This is a genomic window from Nocardioides ginkgobilobae (assembly GCF_054781275.1).
On record NZ_BAAGUS010000005.1, the window covers coordinates 33,674 to 59,501 of the forward strand.

Consider the following 25,828-nt stretch of genomic DNA (forward strand, 5'->3'; position numbering starts at 1 on the left):
GTACAAGTGACGTGGCTCACGCGTACAGGGCCTGTCCGCGTCCCGTCGGCGGCTCAGTCCCGCGGGCGGCGCGAGCGCAGGTCCGAGACCGACCCGGGACCCGTGCGCGGCTGGTCGGGGTCGTCGCCGTGGTCGTCGGGCAGTCCGCCGAGGAAGGCCATCGCCGCGTCGTGCAGGTGCCCGTTGCTCGCCACCGCGTTGCCGCCCCAGGGTCCGGGGCTGCCGTCGAGGGAGGTGAAGGCGCCCCCGGCCTCGCGGACGATCACGTCGAGCGCGGCCATGTCGTAGACCTCGAGCTCCGGCTCGGCGGCGATGTCGACGGCGCCCTCGGCCACCAGCATGTAGGACCAGAAGTCGCCGTAGGCCCGGGTGCGCCAGCACCGCCGGGTCAGCGCGAGCACGTCCTCGAGGCGGTCGCGGTCCTCCCAGCCCGACAGGGAGGAGTAGGAGAAGGAGGCGTCCTCCAGGCGGCGTACGTCGGAGACCTGCATGCGCGTCGCCTTCAGCAGCGACTTGCCCGTCCAGGCCCCACCGCCGGCCGAGGCCCACCAGCGGCGCTGCAGCTGCGGCGCGGACACCACGCCGACCACGACCTCGTCGTCGACGACGAGGGAGATGAGGGTGGCCCACACCGGGACGCCGCGCACGAAGTTCTTGGTGCCGTCGATCGGGTCGATGATCCAGCGGCGCTGGGAGTTGCCGGTCGTGCCCTGCTCCTCGCCCGTCACGGCGTCGCGCGAGCGGACCCGCGAGAGGGTGCGGCGGATCGCCTCCTCGACGGCCTGGTCGGCGTCGGTGACCGGCGTGAGGTCGGGCTTGCTCATCACGTGCAGGTCCAGCGCCTTGAACCGCGCGGTGGTCAGCGAGTCGGCGTCGTCGGCCAGCAGGTGCGCCAGGCGCAGGTCGTCGGTGAAGTCCGGGCTGGTCGACGAGGAGGGGGCCACGAGCGCACAGGCTAGCCCGCGGCTCACCAGGCGGGTTCGGAGCGCGCCTCGAGCAGCCGTCGGAAGGAGGTGACCCGGTCGGGGTCGACGGCACCGGCGGCCAGCGCCTCGTCCAGGCCGCACTCCGGCTCGTCGGTGCCGTGCGTGCACCCGCGCGGGCACTCCTCGGTCATCTCGTCGAGGTCGGGGAACGCCTCGATGAGGTGCTCGGGCTCGACGTGGGCCAGCCCGAACGAGCGGATGCCGGGGGTGTCGACGATCCACCCGGGCCGACCCCCGTGCTCGGGCAGGGCGAGCAGGTAGGCCGAGGTCGAGGTGTGCCGCCCGCGGCCCGTGACCGCGTTGACGTGCCCGATGGCCCGGCCGGCGTCCGGCACCAGTGCGTTGACCAGCGTGGACTTGCCGACGCCGCTGTGCCCGATCAGCACGCTGGTGCGCCCGGCCAGCTCCTCGCGCAGGGGGGACAGGTCGGCGCCGCGCTCGGTGACCACCCACGGCACACCGAGCGATCGGTACGTCGACAGCAGGGTCTCGGGGGACGCCAGGTCGGCCTTGGTCAGGCACAGCAGCGGGCGCATCTCGGCGTCGTAGGCGGCCACGAGCGCGCGGTCGAGCAGGCCCGGGCGCGGCTCGGGGTCGGCCAGGGCCGTCACGACGACCAGCTGGTCGGCGTTGGAGACGATCACCCGCTCGACCGGGTCGTCGTCGTCGGCGGTGCGCCGCAGGACGGTGGTGCGCTCGGAGACCTCGACGATCCGGGCGAGCGTGCCCTCCTCGCCGGAGACGTCACCGACGACGCGGACCCGGTCGCCGACCACGACGCCCTTGCGGCCCAGGGGGCGCGCCTTGACCGCCATGACGGTGCGGTCCTCGACGAGCAGCGTGAATCGTCCGCGGTCGACGGTCACGACCAGGCCGTCGGTGGCGTCGTCGTAGGTCGGGCGCTCCTTGGTGCGCGGGCGCGTGCGGCGACGGGGACGCTCGTAGTGCTCGTGGTCGTGCGTCGAGTACCGCTCCCGCGCCATGGCTCCCTCAGTCCCGGGGGGCCGTGGGCTCGAAGAGGGCCGACCAGGCCCCGGCGAAGTCGGTGAAGGTCTTGGCGGTGGTGCCGACGTCCTCCACCTCGACCCCGTCGACGGCCGCGCCGACCACGACGCCGGCGTGCGCCATCCGGTGGTCGGCGTACGTGCCGAAGACGCCGCCGTGGAGGCTCGCGGGCCGGAACGACAGGCCATCGGGGTGCTCGGTCACGTCGGCGCCGAGACCGCCGAGCTCGCGGGCCAGGGCGGCCAGCCGGTCGGTCTCGTGGTGCCGGATGTGGCCGACGCCGCGCAGGTGGCTGGGGGAGGCGGCGAGGGCGCACAGCGCGGCCACGACCGGGGTCAGCTCGCCCACGTCGTGCAGGTCGGCGTCGATGCCCTGCAGGGTGCCGGGGGTCGGGCCGGTGACCCGCAGGCCCGCGGTGGTGCGCTCGACGGTGCAGCCCATGTCGGTCAGCAGCCCGCGCAGGGCGTCCCCCGCCTGCGTGGTGGCCTCGGGCCAGTCGCGGACCGTCACGGTGCCGCCGCTGACCGCGGCCAGCGCGAGGAACGGCCCGGCGTTGGAGAGGTCGGGCTCGATGGTGTGGTCGACGGCACGCACCGGGCCGGGGGCGACGGCCCACCGGTTGGCGTCGCTGTCGTCGACCTCGACGCCGTGCGCGCGCAGCACTGCCACGGTCATGTCGATGTGGGGCAGGGAAGGGACGGGCTTGCCGTCGTGGCGGACGTCGACACCCTCGTCGTAGCGGGCGCCGGCCAGCAGCAGGGCGGAGACGAACTGCGAGGAGGCGCTGGCGTCGATCACGACCCGGCCGCCGCGCACCGACCCCGTGCCGTGCAGGCGGAACGGGAGCGAGCCACGGCCCTCGTCGTCCACCTCGACGCCCAGGCTGCGCAGGGCGGTGAGCACCTCGCCGATCGGCCGGCTGCGCATGTGCGGGTCGCCGTCGAAGGAGACGGTGCCCTCGGCGAGCGCCGCCACCGGCGGGACGAAGCGCATCACCGTGCCGGCCAACCCGCAGTCGACGTCGGTGCCGCCGCGCAGCGGCCCGGGGGTCACGGTCCAGTCGTCGGTGGTGGTGTCGACGTGCGCGCCGAGCCCGGTGAGCGCCGCCGCCATCAGCAGCGAGTCACGCGACCGCAGCGCCCGACGTACGACGGAGGGGCCGTCGGCGATCGCGGCCAGCACCAGCGCGCGGTTGGTGAGGCTCTTGCTGCCCGGCAGGGTCACGTCGGCCTCGACGGGGGCGTGCGCGCGGGGCGCGGGCCAGGGGTTCGGCAGCGTGTCGAGGGGCACGCGCGCAGCCTAGTCGGGCCGCGGCGTGCCTCAGCCGATCGGGGAGCGGGCGGCGACCAGGCGCGCCTCGCGCTTGGCGTCCTTGGCCAGGTGACGGGTGCGCCACGCGACGCCCGGCTTGCCGTCGGTGTCGCCGGCGGCGATCACGAGGCCGCCCAGGATGGAGAGGTTCTTGGCGAAGTGCAGCCGCTGCTGCTGCGCGGTCGCCTGGTCGTCGGCAGCCCCGAAGGCGTGACCGGCGGCCGTGGTCGGCACGAGCGAGGCGGCCAGCACCGCCGAGCACAGGCGCGGGGCGCGACCGGTGGCCAGGCCCAGGGCGGCGACGATCTGCACGCCGGCGTTGACCTTCACCAGCGCCTCGGGGTCCTGCGGCAGGACCGGCACGGCCTTGCGGGCGATCGGCCCGACGCGGTCGGTGACCGGCTGGGCCTTGGCGGCCAGGGCACCGCTGTTCTTCAGGGCGTTGGCGGCCCCGACGAAGAAGACGGAGGCGAGCATCGGGCGGGCGATCGTGCGGCTGAGCGACATGCGGGGGTTCTTGCCCCGCTCCTCGGGGTCCCAGTCCGCCTGAGGGGGTGAGGCAGCGCGTGCGGACGCGTCAGGCGAGGGGGACCCGGACCGTCGTGGTGCGGCCGTCGGCCGTCTCCACCTCGAAGGTCAACGTGGTCCGCTGCCCCGGCGCCGGGAGCGCCCGGAAGGTGTACGTGCCGCCGGACAGCGAGCAGCTCGCCGGGCCCAGCGCCAGACCGGCGCAGCGACGGTCCAGGGTCAGGGCCAGCAGCGGCCGGTCGCTGGTGAGCCGGACCCGACCGGTCGTGCCCTCCTCGAGGCCGGCGACGTCGAGCACCACGCGCCAGGAGAGACCCAGGGCGGTCGTCGCCCGGCCCTCCGCGGTCAGCGGCGGGGTCGGCTCGGGCTCAGGTTCGGGCTGGGGCTGGGGCTGGGGCTCGGGCTGGGGCTGGGGCTCGGGCTGGGGCTCGGGTCCGGGCTGGGGCCCCGGTCCGTCGCCCGGCGGCTCCGGTGCCTCCTCGGTCGGGGACTCGTCGCCCGGCGGCGCCTCGACCGGCACCTCGTCCGTCGGCGCGCCGTCCGAGGGCGGCTCGTCGGCGGGCAGCTCCTCCACACCGGGGGCGTCGGGCAGGTCCGTGCCGAACCCGGTGTCGCCCGGCCCGTCGTCCTCCTCGCGGGCCGCGGCCTCGCCGTTGCCGGGCGCGGGCTCACCAGCGGGATCGACGGCGTCGTCCTCGGCTGCGCCGGGGGAGGCCGGTGCCGTGGTCGCAGCCTCGCGCGGGGGGTCGTCGGAGGTGATGGCGACGCCCGCGACCACGCTGCCGCCGACGACGGCGGCGGTCGCCACGCCCGCTGCGGCCGTGGCCGGGAGGTTGGCCAGGGCGAGGTCGCGGATCCGCCCCGGGACGGCGAGCAGCCACCCGGTCCAGCCCACGCCGGTCGCGGCACCCGTCGCAGCGGTGACGGCGACCGCCCCGGACCCGACGTACGCCGCGGCGGCCCCGCCGAGCAGGAGCGGGGCAAGCAGGGCGCCGAGCCCGGAGTTGACCTCGACGAGCTCGAGGTAGATCCCCGCGCAGCGGCGGCAGCCCTCGAGGTGCTCCTCGACCTTGCCGGCGTCGCGGCGCGAGGAGTTGCCGCGGACGTAGGCGCCGAGCCTGCCCTGGGTGGTGCGGCAGTCCTGGTCGTCCGAGCGCGCGGCGTGGGCGGCGAGGAACGCCTCGCGCAGGCCCTCGCGGGCGCGGTAGGCCAGCGCGGCGACGGAGTTGGGGCTCATGCCGAGCAGCGGCGCGACGTCGGCGGGCTTGGCGCCCTCGACCTCGGTGTGCCACAGCACCAGCTGCCAGCGCTCGGGCAGCGAGGCGAACGCCTCGGCCGCCGCCTCGTTCTCGAACCCGGCCACCGCCGTGTCGTGGAAGGGCACCCCGGCGTCGTACGCCGCGATGTCGTCGGTGGGCGTCGCGCGGGCCGTGACCCGGGTGCGGTCGACGTGCAGGCGGCGCAGGGAGGTGAGGAGGTAGGCGCGGAACGCCTCGTCGGGTCCGCCGCCGCGGCGCAGCACCTCCATGACCTTCGCGAAGGCGTCGGAGACCAGGTCCTCGGCGTCCCCGCTGCCCCTCGTGAGCTGCCGGGCCAGGCGCCGGGCGGCCTCGGCGTGGCGCGCGAAGAGCTCGCCGTACGACTCCAGGTCGCCGGCCCGCACGGCTGCGATGAGGTCGGCGTCCGAGCGCTCGAGGAGCAGCGCTGCGGGCGCCTCGGTGGCGCTCACAGAGGTACAACGCGCGACCCGGCGAAAGATCACGACCGCGCCGGCGAAAAAAACTTCGAGGAAGTCGCGAGTTCCGCGTCATGACCCTCCGCGTGGCCCGTCCCCTCGCTGCAGGACCCGCCATGGAGGCGGCGGCCGACGTCCCGGACACACCTGGACAGCGCCGGCGTGCAGACACGAGCGAGACGTGAGGAGACCCGATGGGCAAGCTGGCAGGACTGCTGCGCCGCCCGTCCGCGGACACCGCGTCCCTCGAGCACGCACGGGACGTCGGTCGTCGCCTGGCGGAGGACGGTGCGGGCGTGGGAGAGGCGCTGCGCACCCTCCGGGCCGAGTCGCAGGTGCGGGGTCGGGAGCCCCGGCCGGGGGAGGTGGAGGCCCTCGTGGAGGGATGGGCCGACACCACCCTCGGGCACCTGCACCGGCTCACCTGCGAGGACCCGCTCACGGGCCTCGCCACGATGGCACACCTGCGCACCAGGGTGGCCGAGCAGCGGCGCGCGGGGCTCGACCCCGCGCAGGCTCACGCCCTGGTGGTCGTGACGCCGGGCGGTCCTGGGGGGGACCGCCCGGCGTCCGACACCCCGGAGGGGTCCGGTCCGCCCGGGGCGGCCGCGGAGGGAGGGGCTCTGGGGAGGGCCCTCTCGTGCGCCGCCCTGGGCGAGCGGGTGCGGGTCGTGTTCGGCGGTGGGGAGACCGTCGCGCACACCCACACCGGACGGGTCGTCGTGCTCGCCGACAGGGACCACCGGCTGGAGGGGCTGGTGGCGCTGCTGCGGCGGCTGCTCGAGGACGACGGCTGGGAGGCCGACGTGCGGGTCCACCCGCTCCCGGAGGGGGAGCTGGAGCTGGTCCTGCTGCTCGAGCGGTTGGACGTCGGGTAGGAAGCGCTGGTCCGCCGGCTGGCTAGGTTGGTCGGGTGGAGCGATTCCTTCTCGGGGACCTGCTGGTGCTGCGCGACCTCGACCACGACGCGGCTGCCGACGGGGAGGGAGTCCCGTCGGTGCCGCTCATGGCCGGCGTGCCGTTGCGCTCCCTCGCGAGCTTCTCGCTCGGGGGCCACACGTGCCGCTCGGGACTGGCTGATGCGCCCGGCGCGGCCGTGGCCGGGAAGCAGCTCCCGCAGCCCGTGGTCCTGGAGGTCTCCGAGTGCCCGGTGTCCATCTGGCGCCTGCCCGAGTGGCACGTCGGTGACTGGACCGTGGTGCACCTCGTGCTCGTGACCCGCGACGGTGCCGAGGTGCCGCGCGCCGTCCATCGCGAGGTGCTGGGGCGGCTGCAGGTCGAGCACCAGGGGAGCGTCCTGCCGCAGGCCGGTGGAGGCTCGTTCGGCGGCGGTCCCCTCGTGCAGGTCACGGCCGAGCTGCCTGGGAGGCCGTCGGACGTCGAGGTGTCTTTGCAGCCGCTCACGCGTCCTGGGGAGACGTGGGAGCCGGTGCGTCTGTGAGCACCGGTGGCAGTAGCAGCGTCCCAGGCCGTGGGAGTGCGCCTGAGTGTGGCGCGCCCGGCGATCGAGTCGTCCACATGACGCGTCGCGATCCCTTGCCTGTCGAACACATGTTCGATAGCATGAGTCATGGACTCGGCCACCTTCGCGACACCCCTCGCCGCTGACCTGCGGGAGCAGGTGCTGGCGCTGGCGGGTGCGGTGGGAGACCTGGAGGCGGACCAGCGCGACGTCGCTGCGGTGGATCTGCTGGGCGAGCTGGAGTCGTTGAAGAACACGGTCGCAGCTGCGCAGGCCCGCTTGTCCGTGCTGCTGCAGGACACCCGTGTCGCGCAGCGGTCGCACCAGCCGGTGGCGATGCGCGAGCGCGGGATCGGTGCCGAGGTCGCGCTGGCGCGGCGGGAGTCGCCGCACCGGGGCGGCATCCACCTGGGGTTGGCGGTGGTTCTGTGCGCCGAGCTGCCGCACACGTTGGCGGCGATGGAGGCGGGCTGGTGCTCGGAGTGGCGCGCGGTCCAGGTCGCGCAGGGCACGGCGTGCCTGTCGCTGGCCGACCGCAAGGCCATCGATGCGGAGCTGATGGCCGACCCGTCGACCACGCGGGGCTGGGGTGATCGTCGGTTCCGGGCGGAGGTGGACCGGCTGGCGTACGTCGCGGACCCGGTGGCCGCGGTCGAGCGCCGGGCGAAGGCTGTGGCGCAGCGGCACGCCAGTCTGCGACCGGCGCCGGACGGGATGACGAGGTTCTCGGCGGTGCTGCCGCTGGAGCAGGGTGTGGCAGTGCACGCGACGCTGGGCCGTGCGGCTGACGTCGCGCGGGCTGCGGGGGATGAGCGGTCCCGGGGGCAGGTGATGGTCGACGCGCTGGTCGCCGCGGTCCTCGGGGGTCGTGCCGACGGGCAGCCGCGGCGGAGTTCGGTGGTCGAGTCGGTGGCTGCTCGCGCGGGCACCTGGGACCAGACGGTCGTCCCGACCGCAGTGGGGGCACCGGTGGTGCCGGTCGCGGTGCAGGTCGTCGTCTCGGACGCGACCCTGCTGAACCTGCCCGGAAAGTCGGGCGACGAGCCGGGCTGGGTCTCGGCTCCCGGCGTGACACCGGTGCCGCTGCCGGCCGACGACGTGCGGGACCTGGTCGCCCGCGCCCAGGAAGCAGGGCTGGCCAGCCTGCGCCGGCTCTACGCCGACCCCGACGGGCAGCTCCTGGCCATGGACTCCCGCTCCCGCGTCTTCCCGGCCGGTCTCGCGCAGTTCCTGGCCACACGCGATCGGTGCTGCCGCAGGCCGTACTGCGACGCTCCCGTCCGCCACCGCGACCACGTCCGGCCCTGGGCCGACGGTGGCCGGACGACCGCCGAGAACGGGCAGGGGTTGTGCGAGGCCTGCAACCAGGCCAAGGAAGCCAGCGCCTGGGCCGCCCAGGTCGCCGACACCGACCCGCACACCGTCGAGACCACGACCCCCACCGGCCACCGCCACCGGTCACGGGCACCGGGACTGCCACCACCGCGCGACCACGCTTCTCTCATCGAGGTCCGACTCGCCGACTTCCTCCTGAGCGCCTGACCGGCGCGCCCGACGTAGGAGCATGCCGACGTGAGCTTCTGGACGCCCGGGACCCAGATCGCCTGGCGCTACGGGCACCCAGGCGGGCACGACCTCGACTTCGTGGCACCGCTCACGGTCGTGCGCGACGACGCGGAGGTACTGGCGGCCTGGTTGGCCGTGGGCAGCCCGGTCCTGAAGGTGGTGCGCGCCGACGGGCGCGACCTGCGCGACGGTGGCGAGGACGCGTTCACCGCGCCGCGTCGTCGAGTGGCCTCCACCTGGAGCGGCTACTCCGTGCTGCGGGTGCTCCCGAAGGCCAGACCCTGGTCGGTGTGGCACTTCTTCCACGGGGTGACCGGTGCCTTCGAGGGCTGGTACGTCAACATCGAGGACCCGCACGTGCGCTGGGGTCGCACGACCCGCAGCCGCGACCACCTCCTCGACGTGTGGGTGGAGCCGGACCGCAGCGTGGTGCGCAAGGACGAGCACGAGCTCGAGGCCGCCGTCCGGGCCGGGCGCTACACCGACGCCGAGGCTGATGACATCCGCACCGTCGCCGCGGAGGTCGAGGACGTCGTCGCTGCGTGGGGCTCGCCGTTCTGCGACGGCTGGGAGCACTTCGTGCCCGACCCGCGCTGGACGGTCCCGGTCCTGCTCGACGAGCCGCCGCTGTCGAGATGCAGCGAAGATTGACGAACCTCTCGCGGGCCACGTTGACGAAGTCGGCCGCCCGGCAGTCGCTCGTCAAGGTACGGCGGGAACGGATCGCGGACACCGGGACGCCTGATCTGGAGCTCATCGACTTGATGGGCGAAGCCGGCGCGCGGGCTCGAGTCCCCTACTGCTGGTCCCGGCGGCCGTCGCTGTTGGCGCGGAGAGAGCGGGCCGCCGGCGTGGGGTAGCCACGCCGGACGGCCCGCTCGAGGAGTCCCAAGGATGCTCGCAGCGCCTTCTCGTCGATCACCGGGAAGATGGGCTTCCACTCCTCGGCCGCGCCGGACCAGTCGCAGTAGGAGGTGACGGTGGTGCCGTCGGGATGGGGAGCCAGCTCGTAGCCGTACACATGCCCGATCGGGGGTTTGACGGTTCCCTCGATCGTCCACTCGATGTGCTCGGGCGCCCGGATGCGGGTGATGACCACGCGGACGTCGTAGGTGCCCAGCGGCACGTCGCCGAGGGCCTCGCGGTCCATGTGGACGACGAACGCGTCACCCACTCGTGCTACGGGGGCGCCGGACGCTCCTTGCAGCATGCCGCTGGAGTCGATGGCGACGTGGCCGTCGGGGTCGGCAAGGACGTCGAAGATCGCCTGCGGTGAGGCGGGCAGGGTTCGGTGCGCTGAGATCCGCTCGGCCATGGTGGTGTCCTTCCCCGTCTTCATTGCCCTGTCTTCATCGGCGGCCGGTGGCCGAGGCGAACCCCAGCCAGGTGTGCCGGTTCCGCCACCAGCACCAGCCGACCTTCGGAGCGTCTCTGCGTGCCGGTCCATCATGTCCGGTGCCGCCGCTGATCCACAGCGCCGGCGTGCGGGAGTCGTAGCCCTTGGGCTTCGGCTTCCGCGAGCCGATGCACATGAAGCACCGGTTCGGCACGAGGACCTCTGGCTCCTGGAGCAGCCAGCTGATGCCTTCGCTGATCGTCAGCGGCGTGCGCCCTCGCTGAGCGATCGCGGGAGCCGCCTCCTCAGGGCTCCAGTTCAGCATGTCGTCGCCTCGGTCGATCCCGGTCACCACGTACAGCGGCCGGTCCGGGATCACCAGGTCCGGAGTGGGGCGGAACTCGTCGAGGTCGGTCATGTCGTGGACGACGAAGCCCTGCTTGCCCTGCCTGCTGAGCAGGGGTGCGAGCGTGCTGGGGGGCGCCAGCGCCGGGTGCACGGCCAGCACGCCGTCGGGGTGGCCGTCCACCTCGGCCACCCACCCGGCGAGGTCGGCCGGCGTGACGTCGGCGATGGCGGGCAGGTCGAGGTCGATCAGGTGCTGGAGCTGATCTGTCAGGGTCATCGGTCTGCTTTGACGTCGGATGAGGCCAGGACTTGCCTCAGGGTGGAGGGGGTCTGTCGAGGCGTGGGTTCCTATGGCCGAAGTCCTCCTCGGGAGCGGGTGACGGTCGCACGGCTGGGCGACGGCGGTGTCAAGGTCGCGGTGAACCGGCCCAGCGCCATCTCGACGTACCGGGTGAGGTGGAGCCGCCGCAGGAACGCCTCGTCGTGGCTGGCGACGAGCAGCGCGCCACGGAAGTTTTCCAGCGCGCTGACGAGCTGGTCGATGCTGGCGAGATCGAGGTTGTTGGTCGGTTCGTCGAGCATCAGCAGCTGCGGGGCCGGCTCGGCCAGAAGCAGTGCGGCCATCGCGGCACGGAACCGCTCGCCACCCGAGAGGGTCGAGGCCTGCTGGTCCGCGGCGCGTCCTTGGAAGTGGAACCGGGCCAGGCGTGCCCGGCGCCGGTTCTCGTCCGAGGCCGGGGCAAAGCGTGCGACGTTCTCGACGACCGACAGGCCGTTGTCAACGATGTCGATCCGCTGCGGCAGCAGCCGGGCCGGCACGCGTAGCTCGCACACGCCGGCCGGCTCCAGCTCGCCCGCGATGGTGTGCAACAAGGTGCTCTTGCCAGAGCCGTTGGCGCCTACCAGGGCGATCCGCTCCGGGCCGCGCACCTCCAGACTGCCACGCACGCCGTTGCGCAGCACGACGTCCTGCAGCCGCAGCACCACGCGACCTTCCGGCAGCTCGGCGCCGGGCAGGTCGATCCGGATCGGGGCATCGTCCCGGACTCCGTCCTCGGCCTCCGCGAGTCGTTCTCGCGCCGAGGTCAGGCGCTCCTCGTGCATGAGGCGGTGCTTGCCCGCAGACACCTGGGCCTCGCGCTTGCGGGCGCCCATGACGATCTTCGGCTCACGCTTGGTGTCCCACATCTTCTGGCCATACCGCCTGCGCCGGTCGAGCTTGATGTGGGCCGCCGCGAGCTCGCGCCGCTGACGTCGGACATCGGCCTCGGCGACGCGGACCGCCCGTTCCGCGGCTTCCTGCTCCAGCGCCAGCGCCTCCCGATAGGCCGCGAAGTTGCCTCCGTACCAGTCGATCTGGCCGTCGCGCAGGTCGCCGACCTGGTCGACGTGTTCGAGCAGCTGCTCATCGTGGCTGACCACAACGAGCGCGCCGCGGAAGGACCGCACCGCCTCGACGAGCCGGGCCCGCCCGGACCGATCGAGGTTGTTCGTCGGTTCGTCGAGCAGAAGGACATCTGGCTCGTGCAGCAGCTCGGCCACCAGCCCGAGCAGGACGGCTTCGCCGCCGGAGAGCTCACCGATCCGCTGATCAAGCCCGCACTCCAGTCCGAGGCGCTCGAGCAGCGCGTGCGCCCGGTCCTCGATGTCCCAGGCGTCGCCGATCGTCTCCAGGACCGGTTCCGAGACGTCGCCGGCCTCGACGGCGACCAGGGCTCGGCGTACGTCGGCGATGCCCAGGAGCTCGTCGACACGCGCATCGACGCGCAGGGGCAGGTCCTGGCGCAGGTAGCCGAGCGAGCCGGCACGCCGGATCGAACCCCGGTCTGGGCGAAGTTGGCCGCTCAGGAGCCGGAGCAGGGTCGACTTGCCAGAGCCGTTGCGACCGACGATGCCGACGCGGCCGGCGTCCACGGCGAAGGACAGACCGGCGAAGACGGGCGTCCCGTCGGGCCAGGCGAAGTGGAGGTCGGAGACGGCGACGGAGACGGCGGACGATCTAGTGGACATGGCTGCTCCTGAGACGCGTGAGGACGGGCACGACGGCGATCGAGGCGGCGTCTCAGAGGAGCAAGGGCGTTCTCCGTTCGGGCGATCAGGAAGTCGGGGCGCGCAGGCCGGTGCTTCGGCGTCGGCCGACCCGCACGACAGCATTGTACGTCGTACACTGTACCTTGTAAACCATAATTGTGCGAGAATGTCCCAGTGACCTCCAACAGCACAGGAACCGGGCAGCCCAGCCGCACCCTGGCGCTGCTGTGGGGCGAGCCGTCGACGGCGAGGCGGCGCAAGGGCCCGGCGCGGTCGGTCGACGTCACTCAGGTGGTCGACGCTGCGCTGGTGCTGGCCGACGAGCACGGCCTGGCCGCAGTCACGATGCGGGCCGTGGCCGAGCGCGTGGGGGTTTCGGCGATGTCGGTGTACACCTATGTGCCCGGCAAGCCGGAGCTCCTAGACCTGATGGTCGACGCCACCTACCACCGGATGGCCCGCCCGACCTGGGGCGGCCAGTTGTGGCAGGACCGGCTGACCCTCGTCGCGGAGTCGAACCGCGATCTCCTGACCACCCATCCGTGGCTCACCGAGGTGGCCGGTCTGAGCCGCCCGCCGGTGGGGCCGGGGGTGATGGCGAAGTACGAGCACGAGCTCGCGGCCTTCGACGACACCGGCCTCTCCGACGTGGACACCGACGCGGCGCTGACCTACCTCCTCGGCTTCGTGCAGGCGCACTGCCGCGCGGCACACGACGCCGCCCGGGTCACCACCGACACGGCGATGAGCGATGCGGAGTGGTGGGCCACCAACCAGCCCATTCTGGCCCGCGTCCTCGACCCCGGCGCCTACCCGCGCGCCGTGCGCATCGGTGCGGCTGCCGGCGAGGCGCAGGGCAGCGCGTGGAACGCCGACCGGGCCTGGCGGTTCGGGCTTGCCCGCACGCTGGACGGCCTGGCCGCCCTGATCCGCGACGGCACGTGAGGCACGCGCTCATCTGTCGAGGGGTGGAGCGTGTGGAGCGTGACGAGCCACGAAGTCCTGCGCGATCGGTGATCCTCGGCGCTCACCCTCGGCCGGCGCCACCGAATCTCCACTGGCCAGTAGATCGTGACCTTGACAGCGAGTTGTCGATGTTCGCTGCATCTCGACAGCCGCCCGCCGACCGCCCGCGGCCCTAGGCTGGGCCGCATGTGCGGCCGCTACGCCTCCAGCAGGCGCCCCGAGGACCTGGTGGAGGAGTTCGAGGTCGACCAGCCGGTGCTGGAGACCGCGCTGGAGCCGGACTACAACGTCGCCCCCACCAAGGACGTGTACGCCGTCCTCGAACGTCCCGCGAACGGTGACGAGCGGCCGCAGCCCGAGCGCCAGCTGCGCGTGCTGCGGTGGGGTCTGGTGCCGTCGTGGGCCAAGGACCCGACGATCGGCAACCGGATGATCAACGCCCGCGTGGAGACCGTGGCCGAGAAGCCGGCGTACAAGCGGGCCTTCGCCAAGCGCCGCTGCCTGCTGCCGGCCGACGGGTACTTCGAGTGGTACCCGACCGACCAGCGCACGAAGGCCGGCAAGCCGCTGAAGCAACCCTTCTTCATCCGCCCGAAGGACCACGGCGTGCTGGCGATGGCCGGGCTCTACGAGATCTGGCGCGACCCGACGCGGGCCGACGACGACCCGCACCGCTTCCTGTGGACCGCCACGGTCATCACCACCGACGCCGAGGACGACCTCGGCCACATCCACGACCGGATGCCGATGATGGTCGAGCGCGACCGGTGGTCGGCGTGGCTCGACACCAGCGCCGGGCCCGAGGACCTGCGCGACCTGCTGCAGCCGGCGGCTCCCGGACGGTTGGAGGCCTACCCCGTCCCGCCGCTGGTCAGCAACGTCCGCAACAACGGTCCCGAGCTGGTCGAGCCGCTGCCGCTCGAGGACGCAGCCGAGGGGGGAGCGGAGCGATGACGGGCGACGAGCGCGAGGTCGCCACCCCCCACGGCCCCGGGCGTCTCGTGACCACCCGCGCCCGCGGCGCCTCGGCGACCCTGCTGCTCAGCCATGGCGCGGGCGTCGGGATCGACACCCGCGACCTCGAGGTGCTGGCCGAGTGCCTCCCGCGGCAGGGCATCACGGTGGCCCGTTTCGAGCAGCCGTGGCGGGTCGCCGGCCGCAAGGTCGCCACCGCCCCGCCGACCCTCGACGACGGGCTCCGCGCGGCCGCGGCTGCGCTGCGCACCCGCACCCCGCTCGTGGTCGGTGGGCGCTCGGCCGGCGCGCGGTCCGCGGCGCGGTGCGCCGGCGACCTGGGTGCCGTCGGCTGCCTGGCCCTGGCCTTCCCGCTGCACCCACCGGGGAAGCCGGAGAGGAGCCGGCTCGCCGAGCTCGCGGCCTCCGGCGTACCCACGCTCGTGGTGCAGGGGGAGCGCGACACGATGGGGCGCCCCGAGGAGTTCCCCGACCCGCTGCCCGACCACGTCGACCTCGCCGTCGTGCCGGGGGCCGACCACGGGCTGAAGGTCCCGAAGCGGGGTGACCTGTCCCAGGACGACGCCCTCGCCCTGCTGGTCGAGGCCACCCTGGAGTGGCTGGTGCGCGAGGTCCTGCCCGGCTGAACGAGGACTCCGGGTGAACACCGGGGGAATGCCTGCGCACATCGCTGACGTTGGACCCGTCGTGATGGCACTGCTGGAACCGACGACCGAGCGGGTGGACCCTGCCGCCGCGCGCGTCGAGCCGGACTCGCCGGGGCTAGGCTGGGACGCGATGACTGAGACCCTGCCGCCGGACGAGCCGGTGGACCGCGAGACCGAGACCGACGCCGAGCGCTCGGCCCGGTTCGAGCGCGACGCGCTGCCCTTCCTCGACCAGCTCTACTCCGCCGCGATGCGGATGACCCGCAACCCGGCCGATGCCGAGGACCTGGTGCAGGAGACCTTCGCCAAGGCCTACTCCTCCTTCCACCAGTTCAAGCCGGGCACGAACCTCAAGGCCTGGCTCTACCGCATCCTCACCAACACCTTCATCAACAGCTACCGCAAGAAGCAGCGGCAGCCGCAGCAGTCGATGTCGGAGGACGTGGAGGACTGGCAGCTCGCGCGGGCGGAGTCGCACACCTCGACCGGCCTGAAGTCGGCCGAGACCGAGGCGCTTGAGCACCTCCCCGACAGCCAGGTCAAGGACGCCCTGCAGCGGCTGCCCGAGGAGTTCCGCCTGGCGGTCTACCTCGCCGACGTCGAGGGGTTCGCCTACAAGGAGATCGCCGAGATCATGGACACCCCCATCGGCACCGTGATGTCGCGGCTGCACCGAGGGCGCCGCCAGCTGCGCGACATGCTCACCGACTACGTCCGGGCCAACGACCTGCTGCCCGCCTCGAGCCTTCCCGGGGAGGGATCGTGAACCAGCACACCCACGACCACGACGACCGCGAGCCCAGCGCCAGCGAGTGTGCGGACTTCCTCGAGCAGATCGTCTACTTCCTCGACAACGAGCTCGACACCGCCGACTGCGCCGCGGTGCGGGTGCACCTCGACACCTGCAACCCCTGCCTGGAGAAGTACGACCTCCAGCGCACGGTGAAGTCCCTCGTCGCCCGCTCGTGCTCCGAGGCCGCTCCGGCCGACCTGCGCGCCCGCGTCATGATGCGCGTCCAGCAGGTGCAGGTCGAGATCCGCGAGGGCTGATCCCCGGACCCGATTTCTCCTCCGGGACCCGACCTGGGAGACTGACCGCTGGCCTGGGCACGGGCCGATGACCTACCGCTAGGAGAAACCCCATGGGCAAGACCGGTCGCAAGCGCCGCGCTCGCAAGAAGAAGGGCGCGAACCACGGCAAGCGCCCCAACGCCTGAGCGCCAGCGCCAGGTACGCCGAACCCCCGGACCCGTCAGGGCCGGGGGTTCCGTCGTCCCCGGGAGAGGTGGTCAGAGCCGGGACATGAACCTCTCCGCGTCCACCACGACCCGCGTCACCTCGCCGGTCGCCACGACCTTGCCGGGCCGCCCGGCCGGCGTGTCGGCGGCGTGCCGCGCGGCGACGGTGAGCCGGTGCAGCCGCCCGTCGACGTACGTCGTCGACGCGGTGACCTCGAGGACGGCTCCCACGGGGCTCGGTGCCTGGTGGTCGAGCTCGACGCGGGTGCCGACGCTGGTCGACCCCGGCTCGAGGTCCGGCTCGAGCGCGGCGCACGTGGCGGCCTCGAGCCACGCCAGCAGCCGCGGGGTGCCGAGCACCTCCAGGCTCCCCGAGCCGACGGCCCGGGCGGTGTCGTCGGGCCCGACGGTGAAGGTGAGGGTCGTCTGACTCTGCCCGCTCATGCGTCTCCTTGCAGGTGGGTGTCCAGGTCACGGCCGAAGGACCACAACGGCTTGCCGGGGTGCACGTCCCAGTCGCGCTCGGGCAGCCGGGTGAACCCGTGCCGCGCGTAGAGCCGGTGTGCCGCGGTCATGTCCGGCAGCGAGCACAGGACCACGGCGTGCGCGCCGGCGGTGCGGTAGTGGGCCAGCACGTGCTCGACCAGCGACGTGCCGATCCCGCGCCCCTGCGCGGCGGGAGAGACCGAGAGCATCCGGAACTCGCCCTCGCCGTCGCGGGAGACCTCGCGCCAGGGCGAGCCGGGCGGGCAGGTGGTCACGCTGCCCAGGACCTGCCCGGTCTCCTCGTCGACGGCCACCCACAGCTCGGCCTGCTCCGCGCGCGCGGCGGCGTCGCGCAGCTGGGCGAGGTAGGGGTCGTCGGGACCCAGCGTGAACGGCGCGTACGCCGCCACGGTGATCTCCCCGACGACCGGCAGCTCCTCGGGTCGGGCCAGCCTGATCCGGGCGCTGGGTGCCGCGCTCAAATGCCCAGCGTGGCGCGCGGGTAGGCCGCGTTCACGTCGGTCATCACGTTGACGAGGTAGGGCACCCCCGAGGCGAACGCGCGGTCGAGCGCGGGCCCGATCTGGCGCGGGTCGGTCACGGTCTCGCCCGCGCCGCCGAGCGCCTTGACGATCTCGTCGTAGCGCGTGGGGGCCAGGTCGGCGGCCACGTCGTAGCCGTAGAGCATCTGCATCGGGCCCTTCTCCAGGCCCCAGGCGGAGTTGTTGCCCACGACCATGACGACGGGCAGGTCGTGCCGCACCAGGGTGTCGACGTCCATCAGCGAGAAGCCGGCCGCGCCGTCGCCGAGCAGCAGCACGACCTGCGAGGAGGGACGCGCGACGCGAGCGGCGATCGCGGCACCGAGCCCGGCGCCGAGGCAGCCGTAGGGGCCGGGGTCCAGCCACCCGCCGGGCCGCTGCGGCTCGACGAACTTGCCCGCGAAGGACACGAAGTCACCGCCGTCGCCGATCACGACCGCGTCGTCGGCGAGCCGGGGGACCAGCTCGCCGTAGATGCGCGCCGGATGGACCGGGTCGGCCTCCGCGGCGAGCAGCTCGGCGTCGCGCGCGGTCGCCGCCTTCACGGTCTCCTGCAGCGAGGACACCCACCCGGCGTACGACGCCTGGCCGGCCTTCTCCACGGCCGCGAGGATCCCGTCCAGGCACGCGGTGAGGTCGCCCGAGGCCCGGCCGGCCAGGGTGGCGTGCCCGGACAGCTGCCCGGGGGAGTCCGCGACGTGCACGACCTTTGCGGGCTCGGTGCCCTGCCCCTTGTCCGGCCCAGCGCCCCCGAAGACACCGAAGCCCAGCCGGAAGTCCAGCGGCGTGCCGACGACGACGACCAGGTCGGCGTTGCCGAGCGCCTGCCCGCGGGCCTTGGTCACGAGCAGCGGGTGGCCGCCGGGCACGAGACCGCGGCCCATGCCGTTGGTGATGGTGGGGATGCCCAGCGCCTCGACCAGGCGCAGGGCCGCCTCCTCGGCGTGGTCGGCCCAGACGTCGGTGCCGAGCACGAGGACCGGGCGCTGGGCGGCGACCAGGAGGGCGGCGATCGCCTCGAGGGCGTCGGTGTCGGGGTCCGCGCCGCGCACGTGGCCGCCGGCGGCGACCTCGCCGGCCGAGGAGCCGAAGAGCTCGTCCATGGGCACGTCGACGAAGACCGGGCCCCGGTGCGACGAGCGCGCCACGGTGAAGGCCTCGTGCATCCCGCTCAGCATGTCGCCGGCCGTGGGGATGGTGCGCGCGAGCTTGGAGACCGGCGCCAGGATCGGCGGCTGGTCCAGCTCCTGCAACGCACCGCTGCCCCAGCGGCTCTGCGGCGCGCGGCCGCCGAGCACGACCATGGGGGAGCCGGCGAACTGGGCCTGCGCGATGGCGCTGGTGCCGTTGGTGACGCCCGGGCCGGCGGTGAGCACGGCCAGACCGGGGACGCGGGTCAGCTTGCCGGTGGCCTCGGCCGCGAACGCCGCGGTCTGCTCGTGCCGCACGTCCAGCAGCCGCATCGGCGGGTCGGCGTGGACGGCGCCGTCGTAGAGCGGGAACACGTGGGCTCCCGACAGGGTGAACATGGTCTCCACGCCGTGGGCCCGGGCCACGGCGACGGCCAGCGCGCCAGCGTGGCCCTCGAGGTGCGTCATGTGGCGCAGGTTACCCGGCGGTCACCCGCGGGGGCGGGTCGTTCAGCGCTCGGGAGCCAGGGACCAGGGGTTGGAGCGGCGCAGCGCCTCCACCAGCACCAGCAGCAGGTCGCTGCGCACCGCCGGCGGGCGCGGGCCGATGGCGAGGTGGAGGTAGAGCGAGCGCAGGAACGCCTCGGGGTGGGCGGAGCGGGCGTAGGGGTCGGCGTCCTCGCCGGGGCCGTGCGTGGCGGCCGCGGCCACCCGGTTGATCCAGGGCTCGACCACCCCCAGCGGCACCAGGTCGCGGCGCAGCACCTCGATGACCGCCACCGCCAGCCGGTCGGGCTCCCCGCTGGACCAGGTGGTGGTGGTGGGGGTCAGCAGCCGGTCGGCGACGACGTCGAGCAGCACCGTCAGCTCGGGCGTGTGCAGGTGCGGGGAGCAGGCCAGCGTGCCGAGCGCGTCGGCACCGTGGGCCACCGCGTGGGCCCAGCCCTTGCCGGGCACGAAGCCGCGCAGGTCCTGCTCGCGCAGCAGCCAGGTGGCCAGCCGGTCGCCCCACTCGAGGATCTTGCCGCCGGGGACCAGCGGACGCTGGTTGTCACGCGCCACGCAGGCCCCGAGCACCAGGGCGGAGAAGGAGCGGCGGAACACCGAGTCGTCGCCGGACCCGCCGAGGCCGGTCGACAGCCCCGCGGCCATCCCGTCGCCCAGACCGCCCAGCAGGTCGTCGTAGATCCCGCGCGAGACCCAGGTCGCGAGCGTGGGGAAGGCCGTCCCGTCGCGCAGCACCGGGTCGGGGTCGCCGAGCATCCGGGTCAGCTCGGCGGTGAGGTCGCCGAGGGGTCGGTCGGTGGGCACCGCCATGTCACTGGCCAGCACCTGTTCCCAGTAGTCGTAGCCCCCCGAGACGCGCCCCGTCATGGCGCAGATCCTGCCACCTCCGACCGACAGGGCCGACAGGGGAGGGGGCCGGTCTACGCTCCCCGCGTGACCTCGTTGACCGAGCTGGTGCGCAGCCACACCGACCTCGACGCCGACGACGTCGCCTGGCTGCAGCTGCTCATGGCGGACTGGCAGATCATCGCCGACCTCTCCTTCGCCGACCTCGTGCTCTGGCTGCCCGACAAGGGCGGCTCCGGCTTCTGGGCGGCGGGCCAGATGCGTCCCACGACCGCCCCGACGGCGTACGTCGACGACGTGATCGGCACCTTCGTCCCGGTCGGCCGGCGTCCGCTGCTCGACCAGGCGCTCGCCGAGGGCCGGCTCGTCCGCGAGGGCGACCCGGAGTGGCGCGACGAGGTGCCGGTGCGGGTCGAGACGATCCCCGTGCGCCACCGCGACCGGGTCGTGGCCGTCGTGGCCCGCAACACCAACCTGCTCGGTGTGCGGACGCCGAGCCGGCTGGAGCTGTCCTACCTGCAGACCGCCGCCGACCTGACCCGGATGATCGCCGCGGGCCGCTTCCCCGCGACCGGCCAGCGCAGCGACCACGCCGACTCGCCCCGCGTGGGCGACGGGTTCGTGCGCGTCGACGCCGAGGGCCGGGTCGTGTACGCCAGCCCCAACGCCCAGTCGGTCTTCCGCCGGCTCGGGCTCAACGGCGACCTGGCGGGGCACCGGCTCACCGACCTGACCCGCTCCCTGGTGCCCTCGCGCCGGCGTCCCGACGAGGAGACGCTCAGTGCGGTGATGGGCGGGCGGGCGCACCGCGACACGGAGTTCTCCACCGACGGGGTCGCGCTGATCGCCCGGTCGATCCCGCTGCGCCCCGAGGGGGAGCACATCGGGGCGCTCGTGCTCGTGCGCGACGTCACCGACCTGCGCCGCCGGGACCGGGAGCTGATCACCAAGGACGCCACGATCCGCGAGATCCACCACCGGGTGAAGAACAACCTGCAGACGGTCGCGGCCCTGCTGCGCCTCCAGGCGCGCCGGATCGATGCCCCGGAGGCCAAGGCGGCCCTGGAGGAGGCGGTGCGCCGGGTCGGATCGATCGCCATCGTCCACGAGACGCTGAGCCAGGCCGTGGAGGAGGACGTCGACTTCGACGAGATCGCCGACCGGCTCTGCGGCATGGTCAGCGAGGTCAGCGCCACCGCCGGCCAGGTGCGGATCGAGCGGCGGGGGAGCTTCGGACGGCTGCCCTCGGAGACCGCCACCCCGCTGGCGATGGTGCTCACCGAGGTGCTGCAGAACGCCGTCGAGCACGGCTACCCGGGTGAGCGGGCCGGGTCGATCGAGGTCTCCGTGCGGCGCACCGGCGGCCGGCTCGAGGTCGCGGTCGTCGACGACGGACGCGGCCTGCCCGACGACTTCACCCTCGACGGGTCGACCAACCTCGGGCTCTCGATCGTCCGCACGCTCGTGGAGTCCGAGCTCGGGGGCAGGCTCGCGCTCGGCCCCGCGAGGGCGGGTCGTCCCGAGGCCGGGACGCGGGCGGCCATCGACGTGCCGCTGGAGTGAGGGTCGGACCCGGGCTCAGGCGGTGCGGACGCGGGCCCGCGCCGTACGCCGCTTGAGCGCGCGACGCTCGTCCTCGCTGAGACCGCCCCAGACACCGTGATCCTGGCCGGCCTCGAGGGCCCACTGCAGGCACTGCTCGCGCACGTCGCAGCGGCGGCAGACCTGCTTGGCCTCCTCGATCTGGAGGATCGCAGGGCCCGTGTTGCCGATCGGGAAGAAGAGCTCGGGGTCCTCGTCGAGGCAGGCGGAACGGTGGCGCCAATCCATGGCTGGGGTATCCCTCTTTCCTTCTACGTCCGGGCAAGCCAGGGGTGGCAGGGCCTGCGGCGCTCCTGTCGCGCGGTCCGTCGGCGGGCCTGTGGGCATGCCAGGACGGACTCCGTCGCGAGCGCAGCGACCAGCGTGGCAATGATTGGACCGTTAAACAAGACCTTTCGACCGCCCATCCTGGTCTGCTACGTCACAGCGGCGGATCACCCCTGCAGGCCGCGCGACGTGCTATCCGCGGGTACCCGCCCGGTCCCCGAGCGGGACGGAGGGAGCGACACGGAGCGCCTAGGCTTGGCAGGTGACCTCACAGGTGCCCCCGACCGAGCCCGCCCCGACCTCCGGGGCCCGGCCCGCCCCGCTCGTCGTGGCGGCGTCGCTGGCGGGGGTGGAGGGCGCCGCTCTGCTGCTGCTGGCCGCCCTGGAGGCTGCCAGCATCGAGTCCGAGCGGCTCTCGCTCGGACTGTCCACCGCGGTCTTCTTCCTGCTGGTGGGCGCTGCCGTGCTGTCCTGCGCCTGGGGGCTGTTCCGGATGGCCTCGTGGTCGCGCGGCCCGCTGCTGCTGACCCAGCTCATCGCCCTGGGCCTGGCGTGGAACGTCCAGGACCTGCCGCTGCTCGCGGTAGCGCTCGTGCTGGTCGCGCTGGTCACGCTGGCCGGGATGCTGCACCCCGACACGATGCGCGCGCTGGGCGCGCTGCCGGAGGCGGACCCGCGCCGCGAGCGGTAGCCGCCGGGCGGGACCGTGGCCGCAGCCGGCTCAGCCGTGCTCGGCGGCCTGCAGCGAGCTGCGCAGCTGCTCCAGCGTGCGGTTGAGGAGCCGCGAGACGTGCATCTGCGAGACCCCGATCTCCTCCGCGATCTGGCTCTGCGTCATGTTCTTGAAGAAGCGCAGCAGCAGGATCTTCTTCTCGCGCGCGTCGAGCTGGTCGAGCAGCGGCTTGATCGACTCGCGGATCTCCACGTGCTCCATGCCCGCGTCGACCTCGCCGAGGGCGTCGAGCATCGAGGCCGCGCCGTCGTCGGAGTCGTCGGTGGCGTCGAGGGAGAGCGTGGAGTAGGCGTTCGAGGACTCGATGCCCTCCACGATCTCCTCGACCGTGCAGCCGATGTGCGCGGCGAGCTCGCTGGCGGTGGGGGAGCGGCCGAGGTCCTGGGTCAGCTCGGCGGTCGCGGTGCCGATCTGCATCCGCAGCTCCTGGAGCCGGCGCGGCACCCGGATGGCCCAGCCCTTGTCGCGGAAGTAGCGCTTGATCTCACCGATGATCGTGGGCGTGGCGTAGGTGGAGAACTCCACGCCGCGCTCGGTGTCGAAGCGGTCCACGCTCTTGATCAGGCCGATCGTGCCGACCTGGACGAGGTCCTCGAAGGGCTCACCGCGGTTGCGGAAGCGGCGCGCGCAGTGCTCGACCAGCGGCAGGTGCAGGCGCACGAGGGCGTCGCGGGCGGCGTCGCGCGAGGCCTGGGAGGCGCCCTCGTCGAGGAACTCCACGAACAGCTCGGCGCTGCGCCGACGGGTCTCCTCGATGCCGGCGCGCCGGGCGTCGGTGGGCTCGCCCGCCTCGGGCGGGTCCGGGACCTCGGGCAGCACCACGTCGGGCAGCGGCGTGGCTGCCTCGACCGCGGGCTGGTCGGGTCCTGCGGTGGGGGTCACGGTCACAGGCCCGAGGAGTCGGGTGCCATCACGAGGGTCACGACGAGCTCGCCCTCCGTGGTGCTCATGGTCGCGCTGCTCGCGAGCGTGGTGAGCACCTGCCAGGCGAAGGAGTCGTGGTCCGGGGGAGCGGGCTGCGAGGCCGTCACGGCCACCGAGATCGCCAGCCGGCCGGGTGCCAGCGCGAAGCGCCCCGTGAGGTCGGAGCCCGGGTCGGCCTCGGGCAGCACCATCGCGCACGCCTCGCCGACCGCGATCCGCAGGTCCTCGATGTCGTCGATGGTGAAGTCCAGGCGGGCAGCGAGCCCGGCGGTGAGGGTGCGCAGCACTGCGACGTAGGCGCCGTCGGCAGGCAGCCGCAGCTCGACGTCGGGGCGGCGGTCGCCGGGTGCCTCGACCTGACCGGGCTCTGACATGGGGTCGTCCTCGTCTGGGGCGTGGGTGTGGGGGAGGGGCACGTCGGTGGAGCGGGTGCAGCGCGGGCCGGCCCCGGTGGGACCGGCCCGCGCCGCGAGACCGGGCGGAGGCCTCAGGCCTTCTTGGTCTCCCAGAAGATCTCCGCGATCTCGTCGATCTTGGCCAGCAGCTGGTCGGCCACGTCGGCGTCCAGCGAACCCTTGGCGCCCGAGGCACCGGCCAGCTTGGTCGCCTCGTTCACGAGGACGTGCAGCTGGGGGTACTTCTCGAAGTGCGGGGGCTTGAAGTAGTCGGTCCACAGCACCCACAGGTGGTGCTTGACCATCTCGGCGCGCTGCTCCTTGATGATCAGCGCGCGGGTGCGGAAGTCGGGGTCGTCGTTGTCGGCGACCTTGGCGATGATCCCCTTGATCGACTCGGCCTCGATGCGGGCCTGGGCGGGGTCGTAGACACCGCACGGCAGGTCGCAGTGGGCCGAGACGTCGATCGTGGGGGCGAACAGCTTCGAGAACATGCAGGTCCTTTTCTCATCGAGTCGTCCTGGTGGCTTGGGACACTACTCCTCGTGGACTCACCCCGACGACGACCTCTCCCTTGGGTCCCTCGGCTTCCTCGGGTCCCCCGGACCCCGCCGACCCCGCGGCTGGGCCTGGCACGCGTCCACGGCGCCTCCATGGCCCCCACCCTGCGCGAGGGCGACCGGCTCCTCGTGGTCCACGGCCGCCGGGTGCGCCCCGGTGACGTCGTGGTCGGGGAGCTCGCGGACGGCACGGTCGCGGTGAAGCGCGCGGTCGAGCGGCGTACGACGGCCTCCGGCGCGGGTGGCTGGTGGCTGCTCAGCGACGACCCCGCCGTCGGCGTCGACTCGCGGCACCGCGGCCCGGTGCCCGACGAGCGGGTCCGGGCGGTGGTGCTGGCGCGGCTCTGGCCGCGTCCGGGGCGGCTCCGAGGGCCGGCCTGAGGGCCGGCCTGAGGGCGGGCAGCCCCGCCCTTTCCTGTGACCCATCGCACCGCGAGACGCCCCCCGGACGATGACGTCCGCTGTGCCAGACTTCCGGCCGTGTCCGAGACGCCGAACACCCCCAAGCCCTTCCGTGCAGCCCACCACCCGCACGAGGGCGACCCCGTCTTCGACCTCCACCTGGGCGGCAAGATGGAGATCACCTCCGCGCCGCTGACGGGCAAGGAGGACCTCTCGCTGGCCTACACCCCCGGGGTGGCGCTGGTGTGCGAGGCGATCGCCGCCGACCCCAGCATGACCCAGCACTACACCTGGGTGCCCAACACCGTGGCCGTCGTCTCCGACGGCACCGCCGTGCTCGGCCTGGGCGACATCGGCCCCGCCGCCGCGATGCCGGTGATGGAGGGCAAGGCGGTGCTCTTCAAGCAGTTCGGCGGCGTCGACGCCGTCCCGATCTGCCTGGACACCACCGACACCGAGGAGATCATCGAGACCGTCGCCCGGCTCGCGCCGAGCTTCGGCGGCGTCAACCTCGAGGACATCTCCGCGCCGCGCTGCTTCGAGATCGAGGACCGGCTCAAGGAGCGCCTCGACATCCCCGTCTTCCACGACGACCAGCACGGCACCGCCGTCGTCGCGCTGGCCGCGCTCGAGAACGCCCTCAAGCTCACCGGGCGCGACTACGCCACGACCCGGGTCGTCATCTCCGGTGCCGGCGCCGCGGGCGTCGCCATCGCCAAGATCCTCATCGAGGCCGGCATCACCGACCTCGCCGTCACCGACCGCAAGGGCGTGGTCCACTCCGGCCGCGACGACCTCACGCCGGTGAAGAAGGCGCTGGCCGAGATCACCGCCGACAAGGCCGGCCGCTCCGGCTCGCTGGCCGACGCCCTCGACGGCGCCGACGTCTACCTCGGCGTCTCCGGCGGCACCATCCCGGAGGAGGACATCGCCCGGATGGCCCCCGACGCGATCATCTTCGCGATGGCCAACCCCACCCCCGAGGTCCACCCCGACATCGCACACAAGTACGCCCGCGTCGTGGCCACCGGCCGCTCGGACTTCCCCAACCAGATCAACAACGTGCTCGCCTTCCCCGGGATCTTCCGGGGCGCGCTGGACGTCCACGCCACCGGCATCACCGAGGGCATGAAGCTCGCCGCGGCCAACGCGCTGGCCGAGCTGGTCGGCGACGAGCTGCGCGAGGACTTCGTCATCCCCGGCCCGTTCGACCCCCGCGTGCCCGGCGCCGTCTCGGCCGCCGTCGCCGAGGCCGCTCGGCGAGACGGGGTGGCCCGGAGGTAAGGGCCGGTCGGTACGG

30 protein-coding genes are annotated in these 25,828 nt (G+C 73.5%); 14 read left to right on the top strand and 16 right to left on the bottom strand.

Going from position 1 to position 25,828, the window contains the following annotated elements; translation table 11 throughout:
- Window positions 1-53: 53 nt before the first annotated feature.
- From hisN to ACYVID_RS06495, 5 genes are all read right to left on the bottom strand, one after another.
- A complete protein-coding gene (hisN, locus tag ACYVID_RS06475) occupies window positions 54-944 on the bottom strand; it encodes a histidinol-phosphatase (RefSeq protein WP_460735575.1) in 891 nt (296 codons plus the stop codon).
- Window positions 945-967: 23 nt separating this feature from the next.
- Window positions 968-1,969 carry a ribosome small subunit-dependent GTPase A gene (gene rsgA, locus ACYVID_RS06480; RefSeq protein ID WP_460735577.1) on the bottom strand — a complete coding sequence of 334 codons (1,002 nt, stop codon included), beginning with the start codon at window positions 1,967-1,969 and terminating at the stop codon, window positions 968-970.
- Between the two features lie 7 nt (window positions 1,970-1,976).
- Window positions 1,977-3,281: a 3-phosphoshikimate 1-carboxyvinyltransferase gene (aroA, locus tag ACYVID_RS06485; protein WP_300641153.1), complete on the bottom strand. Its 1,305-nt coding sequence runs from the start codon at window positions 3,279-3,281 to the stop codon at window positions 1,977-1,979.
- Window positions 3,282-3,311: 30 nt separating this feature from the next.
- On the bottom strand, window positions 3,312-3,809 hold the full coding sequence (locus ACYVID_RS06490; protein WP_300641151.1) for a DoxX family protein: 498 nt from the start codon (window positions 3,807-3,809) through the stop codon (window positions 3,312-3,314).
- A gap of 70 nt (window positions 3,810-3,879) precedes the next feature.
- On the bottom strand, window positions 3,880-5,559 hold the full coding sequence (locus tag ACYVID_RS06495) for a sigma-70 family RNA polymerase sigma factor (RefSeq protein WP_460735579.1): 1,680 nt from the start codon (window positions 5,557-5,559) through the stop codon (window positions 3,880-3,882).
- 200 nt (window positions 5,560-5,759) lie between these two features.
- On the opposite strand from ACYVID_RS06495, the gene ACYVID_RS06500 reads away from it, so the two are divergent.
- The 4 genes from ACYVID_RS06500 (at window position 5,760) to ACYVID_RS06515 (ending at window position 9,244) form a co-directional block, all read left to right on the top strand.
- Entirely contained in the window at window positions 5,760-6,443 is a 684-nt protein-coding gene (locus ACYVID_RS06500) for a hypothetical protein (RefSeq protein ID WP_460735581.1), read from the top strand.
- A 35-nt stretch (window positions 6,444-6,478) separates the two neighbouring features.
- A complete protein-coding gene (locus tag ACYVID_RS06505) occupies window positions 6,479-7,006 on the top strand; it encodes a hypothetical protein (RefSeq protein ID WP_460735583.1) in 528 nt (175 codons plus the stop codon).
- A gap of 129 nt (window positions 7,007-7,135) precedes the next feature.
- Window positions 7,136-8,569: an HNH endonuclease gene (locus ACYVID_RS06510; protein WP_460735585.1), complete on the top strand. Its 1,434-nt coding sequence runs from the start codon at window positions 7,136-7,138 to the stop codon at window positions 8,567-8,569.
- Between the two features lie 30 nt (window positions 8,570-8,599).
- Window positions 8,600-9,244 carry a ribonuclease FAU-1 family protein gene (locus ACYVID_RS06515; RefSeq protein WP_460735587.1) on the top strand — a complete coding sequence of 215 codons (645 nt, stop codon included), beginning with the start codon at window positions 8,600-8,602 and terminating at the stop codon, window positions 9,242-9,244.
- A 145-nt stretch (window positions 9,245-9,389) separates the two neighbouring features.
- Here the strand turns inward: ACYVID_RS06515 and ACYVID_RS06520 are convergent, their stop codons facing one another.
- From ACYVID_RS06520 to ACYVID_RS06530, 3 genes are all read right to left on the bottom strand, one after another.
- On the bottom strand, window positions 9,390-9,932 hold the full coding sequence (locus ACYVID_RS06520) for an SRPBCC family protein (RefSeq protein WP_460735589.1): 543 nt from the start codon (window positions 9,930-9,932) through the stop codon (window positions 9,390-9,392).
- Between the two features lie 10 nt (window positions 9,933-9,942).
- Window positions 9,943-10,554, bottom strand: coding sequence for a DUF5701 family protein (locus ACYVID_RS06525; protein ID WP_460735591.1), 612 nt, complete (start codon window positions 10,552-10,554; stop codon window positions 9,943-9,945).
- Between the two features lie 71 nt (window positions 10,555-10,625).
- A complete protein-coding gene (locus tag ACYVID_RS06530) occupies window positions 10,626-12,287 on the bottom strand; it encodes an ABC-F family ATP-binding cassette domain-containing protein (RefSeq protein ID WP_460735925.1) in 1,662 nt (553 codons plus the stop codon).
- Window positions 12,288-12,482: 195 nt separating this feature from the next.
- Here ACYVID_RS06530 and ACYVID_RS06535 point away from each other — a divergent pair, with 195 nt between their 5' ends.
- The 6 genes from ACYVID_RS06535 (at window position 12,483) to ACYVID_RS06560 (ending at window position 16,113) form a co-directional block, all read left to right on the top strand.
- Entirely contained in the window at window positions 12,483-13,253 is a 771-nt protein-coding gene (locus ACYVID_RS06535) for a TetR/AcrR family transcriptional regulator (RefSeq protein ID WP_013884807.1), read from the top strand.
- A 207-nt stretch (window positions 13,254-13,460) separates the two neighbouring features.
- The gene (locus ACYVID_RS06540; RefSeq protein WP_460735594.1) at window positions 13,461-14,228 is read left to right on the top strand and encodes an SOS response-associated peptidase; all 768 of its coding nucleotides are present in this window, start codon (window positions 13,461-13,463) and stop codon (window positions 14,226-14,228) included.
- On the top strand, window positions 14,225-14,875 hold the full coding sequence (locus ACYVID_RS06545) for an alpha/beta hydrolase family protein (protein WP_460735596.1): 651 nt from the start codon (window positions 14,225-14,227) through the stop codon (window positions 14,873-14,875). The genes ACYVID_RS06540 and ACYVID_RS06545 overlap by 4 nt, the downstream gene beginning before the upstream one ends.
- A 151-nt stretch (window positions 14,876-15,026) precedes the next feature.
- The gene (locus ACYVID_RS06550; protein WP_460735598.1) at window positions 15,027-15,662 is read left to right on the top strand and encodes a sigma-70 family RNA polymerase sigma factor; all 636 of its coding nucleotides are present in this window, start codon (window positions 15,027-15,029) and stop codon (window positions 15,660-15,662) included.
- On the top strand, window positions 15,659-15,946 hold the full coding sequence (rsrA, locus tag ACYVID_RS06555) for a mycothiol system anti-sigma-R factor (RefSeq protein WP_460735600.1): 288 nt from the start codon (window positions 15,659-15,661) through the stop codon (window positions 15,944-15,946). The genes ACYVID_RS06550 and rsrA overlap by 4 nt, the downstream gene beginning before the upstream one ends.
- Window positions 15,947-16,038: 92 nt before the next feature.
- Complete coding sequence (locus ACYVID_RS06560; protein ID WP_369759046.1) at window positions 16,039-16,113, top strand: 50S ribosomal protein bL37; 75 nt, start codon at window positions 16,039-16,041, stop codon at window positions 16,111-16,113.
- Window positions 16,114-16,185: 72 nt separating this feature from the next.
- On the opposite strand, the gene ACYVID_RS06565 is transcribed toward ACYVID_RS06560, so the two are convergent.
- The 4 genes from ACYVID_RS06565 to ACYVID_RS06580 are packed head-to-tail and all read right to left on the bottom strand — an operon-like array spanning window position 16,186 to window position 19,666.
- Complete coding sequence (locus tag ACYVID_RS06565) at window positions 16,186-16,578, bottom strand: thioesterase family protein (protein ID WP_460735602.1); 393 nt, start codon at window positions 16,576-16,578, stop codon at window positions 16,186-16,188.
- Entirely contained in the window at window positions 16,575-17,102 is a 528-nt protein-coding gene (locus ACYVID_RS06570) for a GNAT family N-acetyltransferase (protein WP_460735603.1), read from the bottom strand. The genes ACYVID_RS06565 and ACYVID_RS06570 overlap by 4 nt, the downstream gene beginning before the upstream one ends.
- Complete coding sequence (locus ACYVID_RS06575) at window positions 17,099-18,760, bottom strand: acetolactate synthase (protein ID WP_460735605.1); 1,662 nt, start codon at window positions 18,758-18,760, stop codon at window positions 17,099-17,101. Before ACYVID_RS06575 ends, ACYVID_RS06570 begins: the two co-directional genes overlap by 4 nt.
- Before the next feature lie 42 nt (window positions 18,761-18,802).
- The gene (locus ACYVID_RS06580) at window positions 18,803-19,666 is read right to left on the bottom strand and encodes a DUF2785 domain-containing protein (protein WP_460735607.1); all 864 of its coding nucleotides are present in this window, start codon (window positions 19,664-19,666) and stop codon (window positions 18,803-18,805) included.
- 66 nt (window positions 19,667-19,732) lie between these two features.
- Between ACYVID_RS06580 and ACYVID_RS06585 the strand changes: the two genes are divergently transcribed.
- On the top strand, window positions 19,733-21,208 hold the full coding sequence (locus tag ACYVID_RS06585) for a sensor histidine kinase (protein ID WP_460735609.1): 1,476 nt from the start codon (window positions 19,733-19,735) through the stop codon (window positions 21,206-21,208).
- Window positions 21,209-21,223: 15 nt separating this feature from the next.
- Here ACYVID_RS06585 and ACYVID_RS06590 read toward each other — a convergent pair whose 3' ends face one another.
- Complete coding sequence (locus ACYVID_RS06590) at window positions 21,224-21,475, bottom strand: WhiB family transcriptional regulator (protein ID WP_300641119.1); 252 nt, start codon at window positions 21,473-21,475, stop codon at window positions 21,224-21,226.
- Between the two features lie 301 nt (window positions 21,476-21,776).
- Between ACYVID_RS06590 and ACYVID_RS06595 the strand changes: the two genes are divergently transcribed.
- Window positions 21,777-22,205, top strand: coding sequence for a hypothetical protein (locus tag ACYVID_RS06595; RefSeq protein ID WP_460735611.1), 429 nt, complete (start codon window positions 21,777-21,779; stop codon window positions 22,203-22,205).
- A 30-nt stretch (window positions 22,206-22,235) separates the two neighbouring features.
- On the opposite strand, the gene ACYVID_RS06600 is transcribed toward ACYVID_RS06595, so the two are convergent.
- The 3 genes from ACYVID_RS06600 to sodN form a co-directional block, all read right to left on the bottom strand.
- Window positions 22,236-23,129, bottom strand: coding sequence for an RNA polymerase sigma factor SigF (locus ACYVID_RS06600; protein ID WP_460735613.1), 894 nt, complete (start codon window positions 23,127-23,129; stop codon window positions 22,236-22,238).
- 2 nt (window positions 23,130-23,131) lie between these two features.
- Window positions 23,132-23,545 (bottom strand): ATP-binding protein, encoded by a 414-nt coding sequence (locus ACYVID_RS06605; RefSeq protein ID WP_460735615.1) that lies wholly within the window; start codon window positions 23,543-23,545, stop codon window positions 23,132-23,134.
- A gap of 113 nt (window positions 23,546-23,658) precedes the next feature.
- A complete protein-coding gene (gene sodN, locus ACYVID_RS06610) occupies window positions 23,659-24,060 on the bottom strand; it encodes a superoxide dismutase, Ni (protein WP_300641111.1) in 402 nt (133 codons plus the stop codon).
- 135 nt (window positions 24,061-24,195) lie between these two features.
- On the opposite strand from sodN, the gene ACYVID_RS06615 reads away from it, so the two are divergent.
- Window positions 24,196-24,507: a S24/S26 family peptidase gene (locus ACYVID_RS06615; RefSeq protein WP_460735927.1), complete on the top strand. Its 312-nt coding sequence runs from the start codon at window positions 24,196-24,198 to the stop codon at window positions 24,505-24,507.
- A 192-nt stretch (window positions 24,508-24,699) separates the two neighbouring features.
- Entirely contained in the window at window positions 24,700-25,812 is a 1,113-nt protein-coding gene (locus ACYVID_RS06620) for an NAD(P)-dependent malic enzyme (RefSeq protein WP_460735929.1), read from the top strand.
- The last annotated feature ends 16 nt before the right edge of the window (window positions 25,813-25,828 follow it).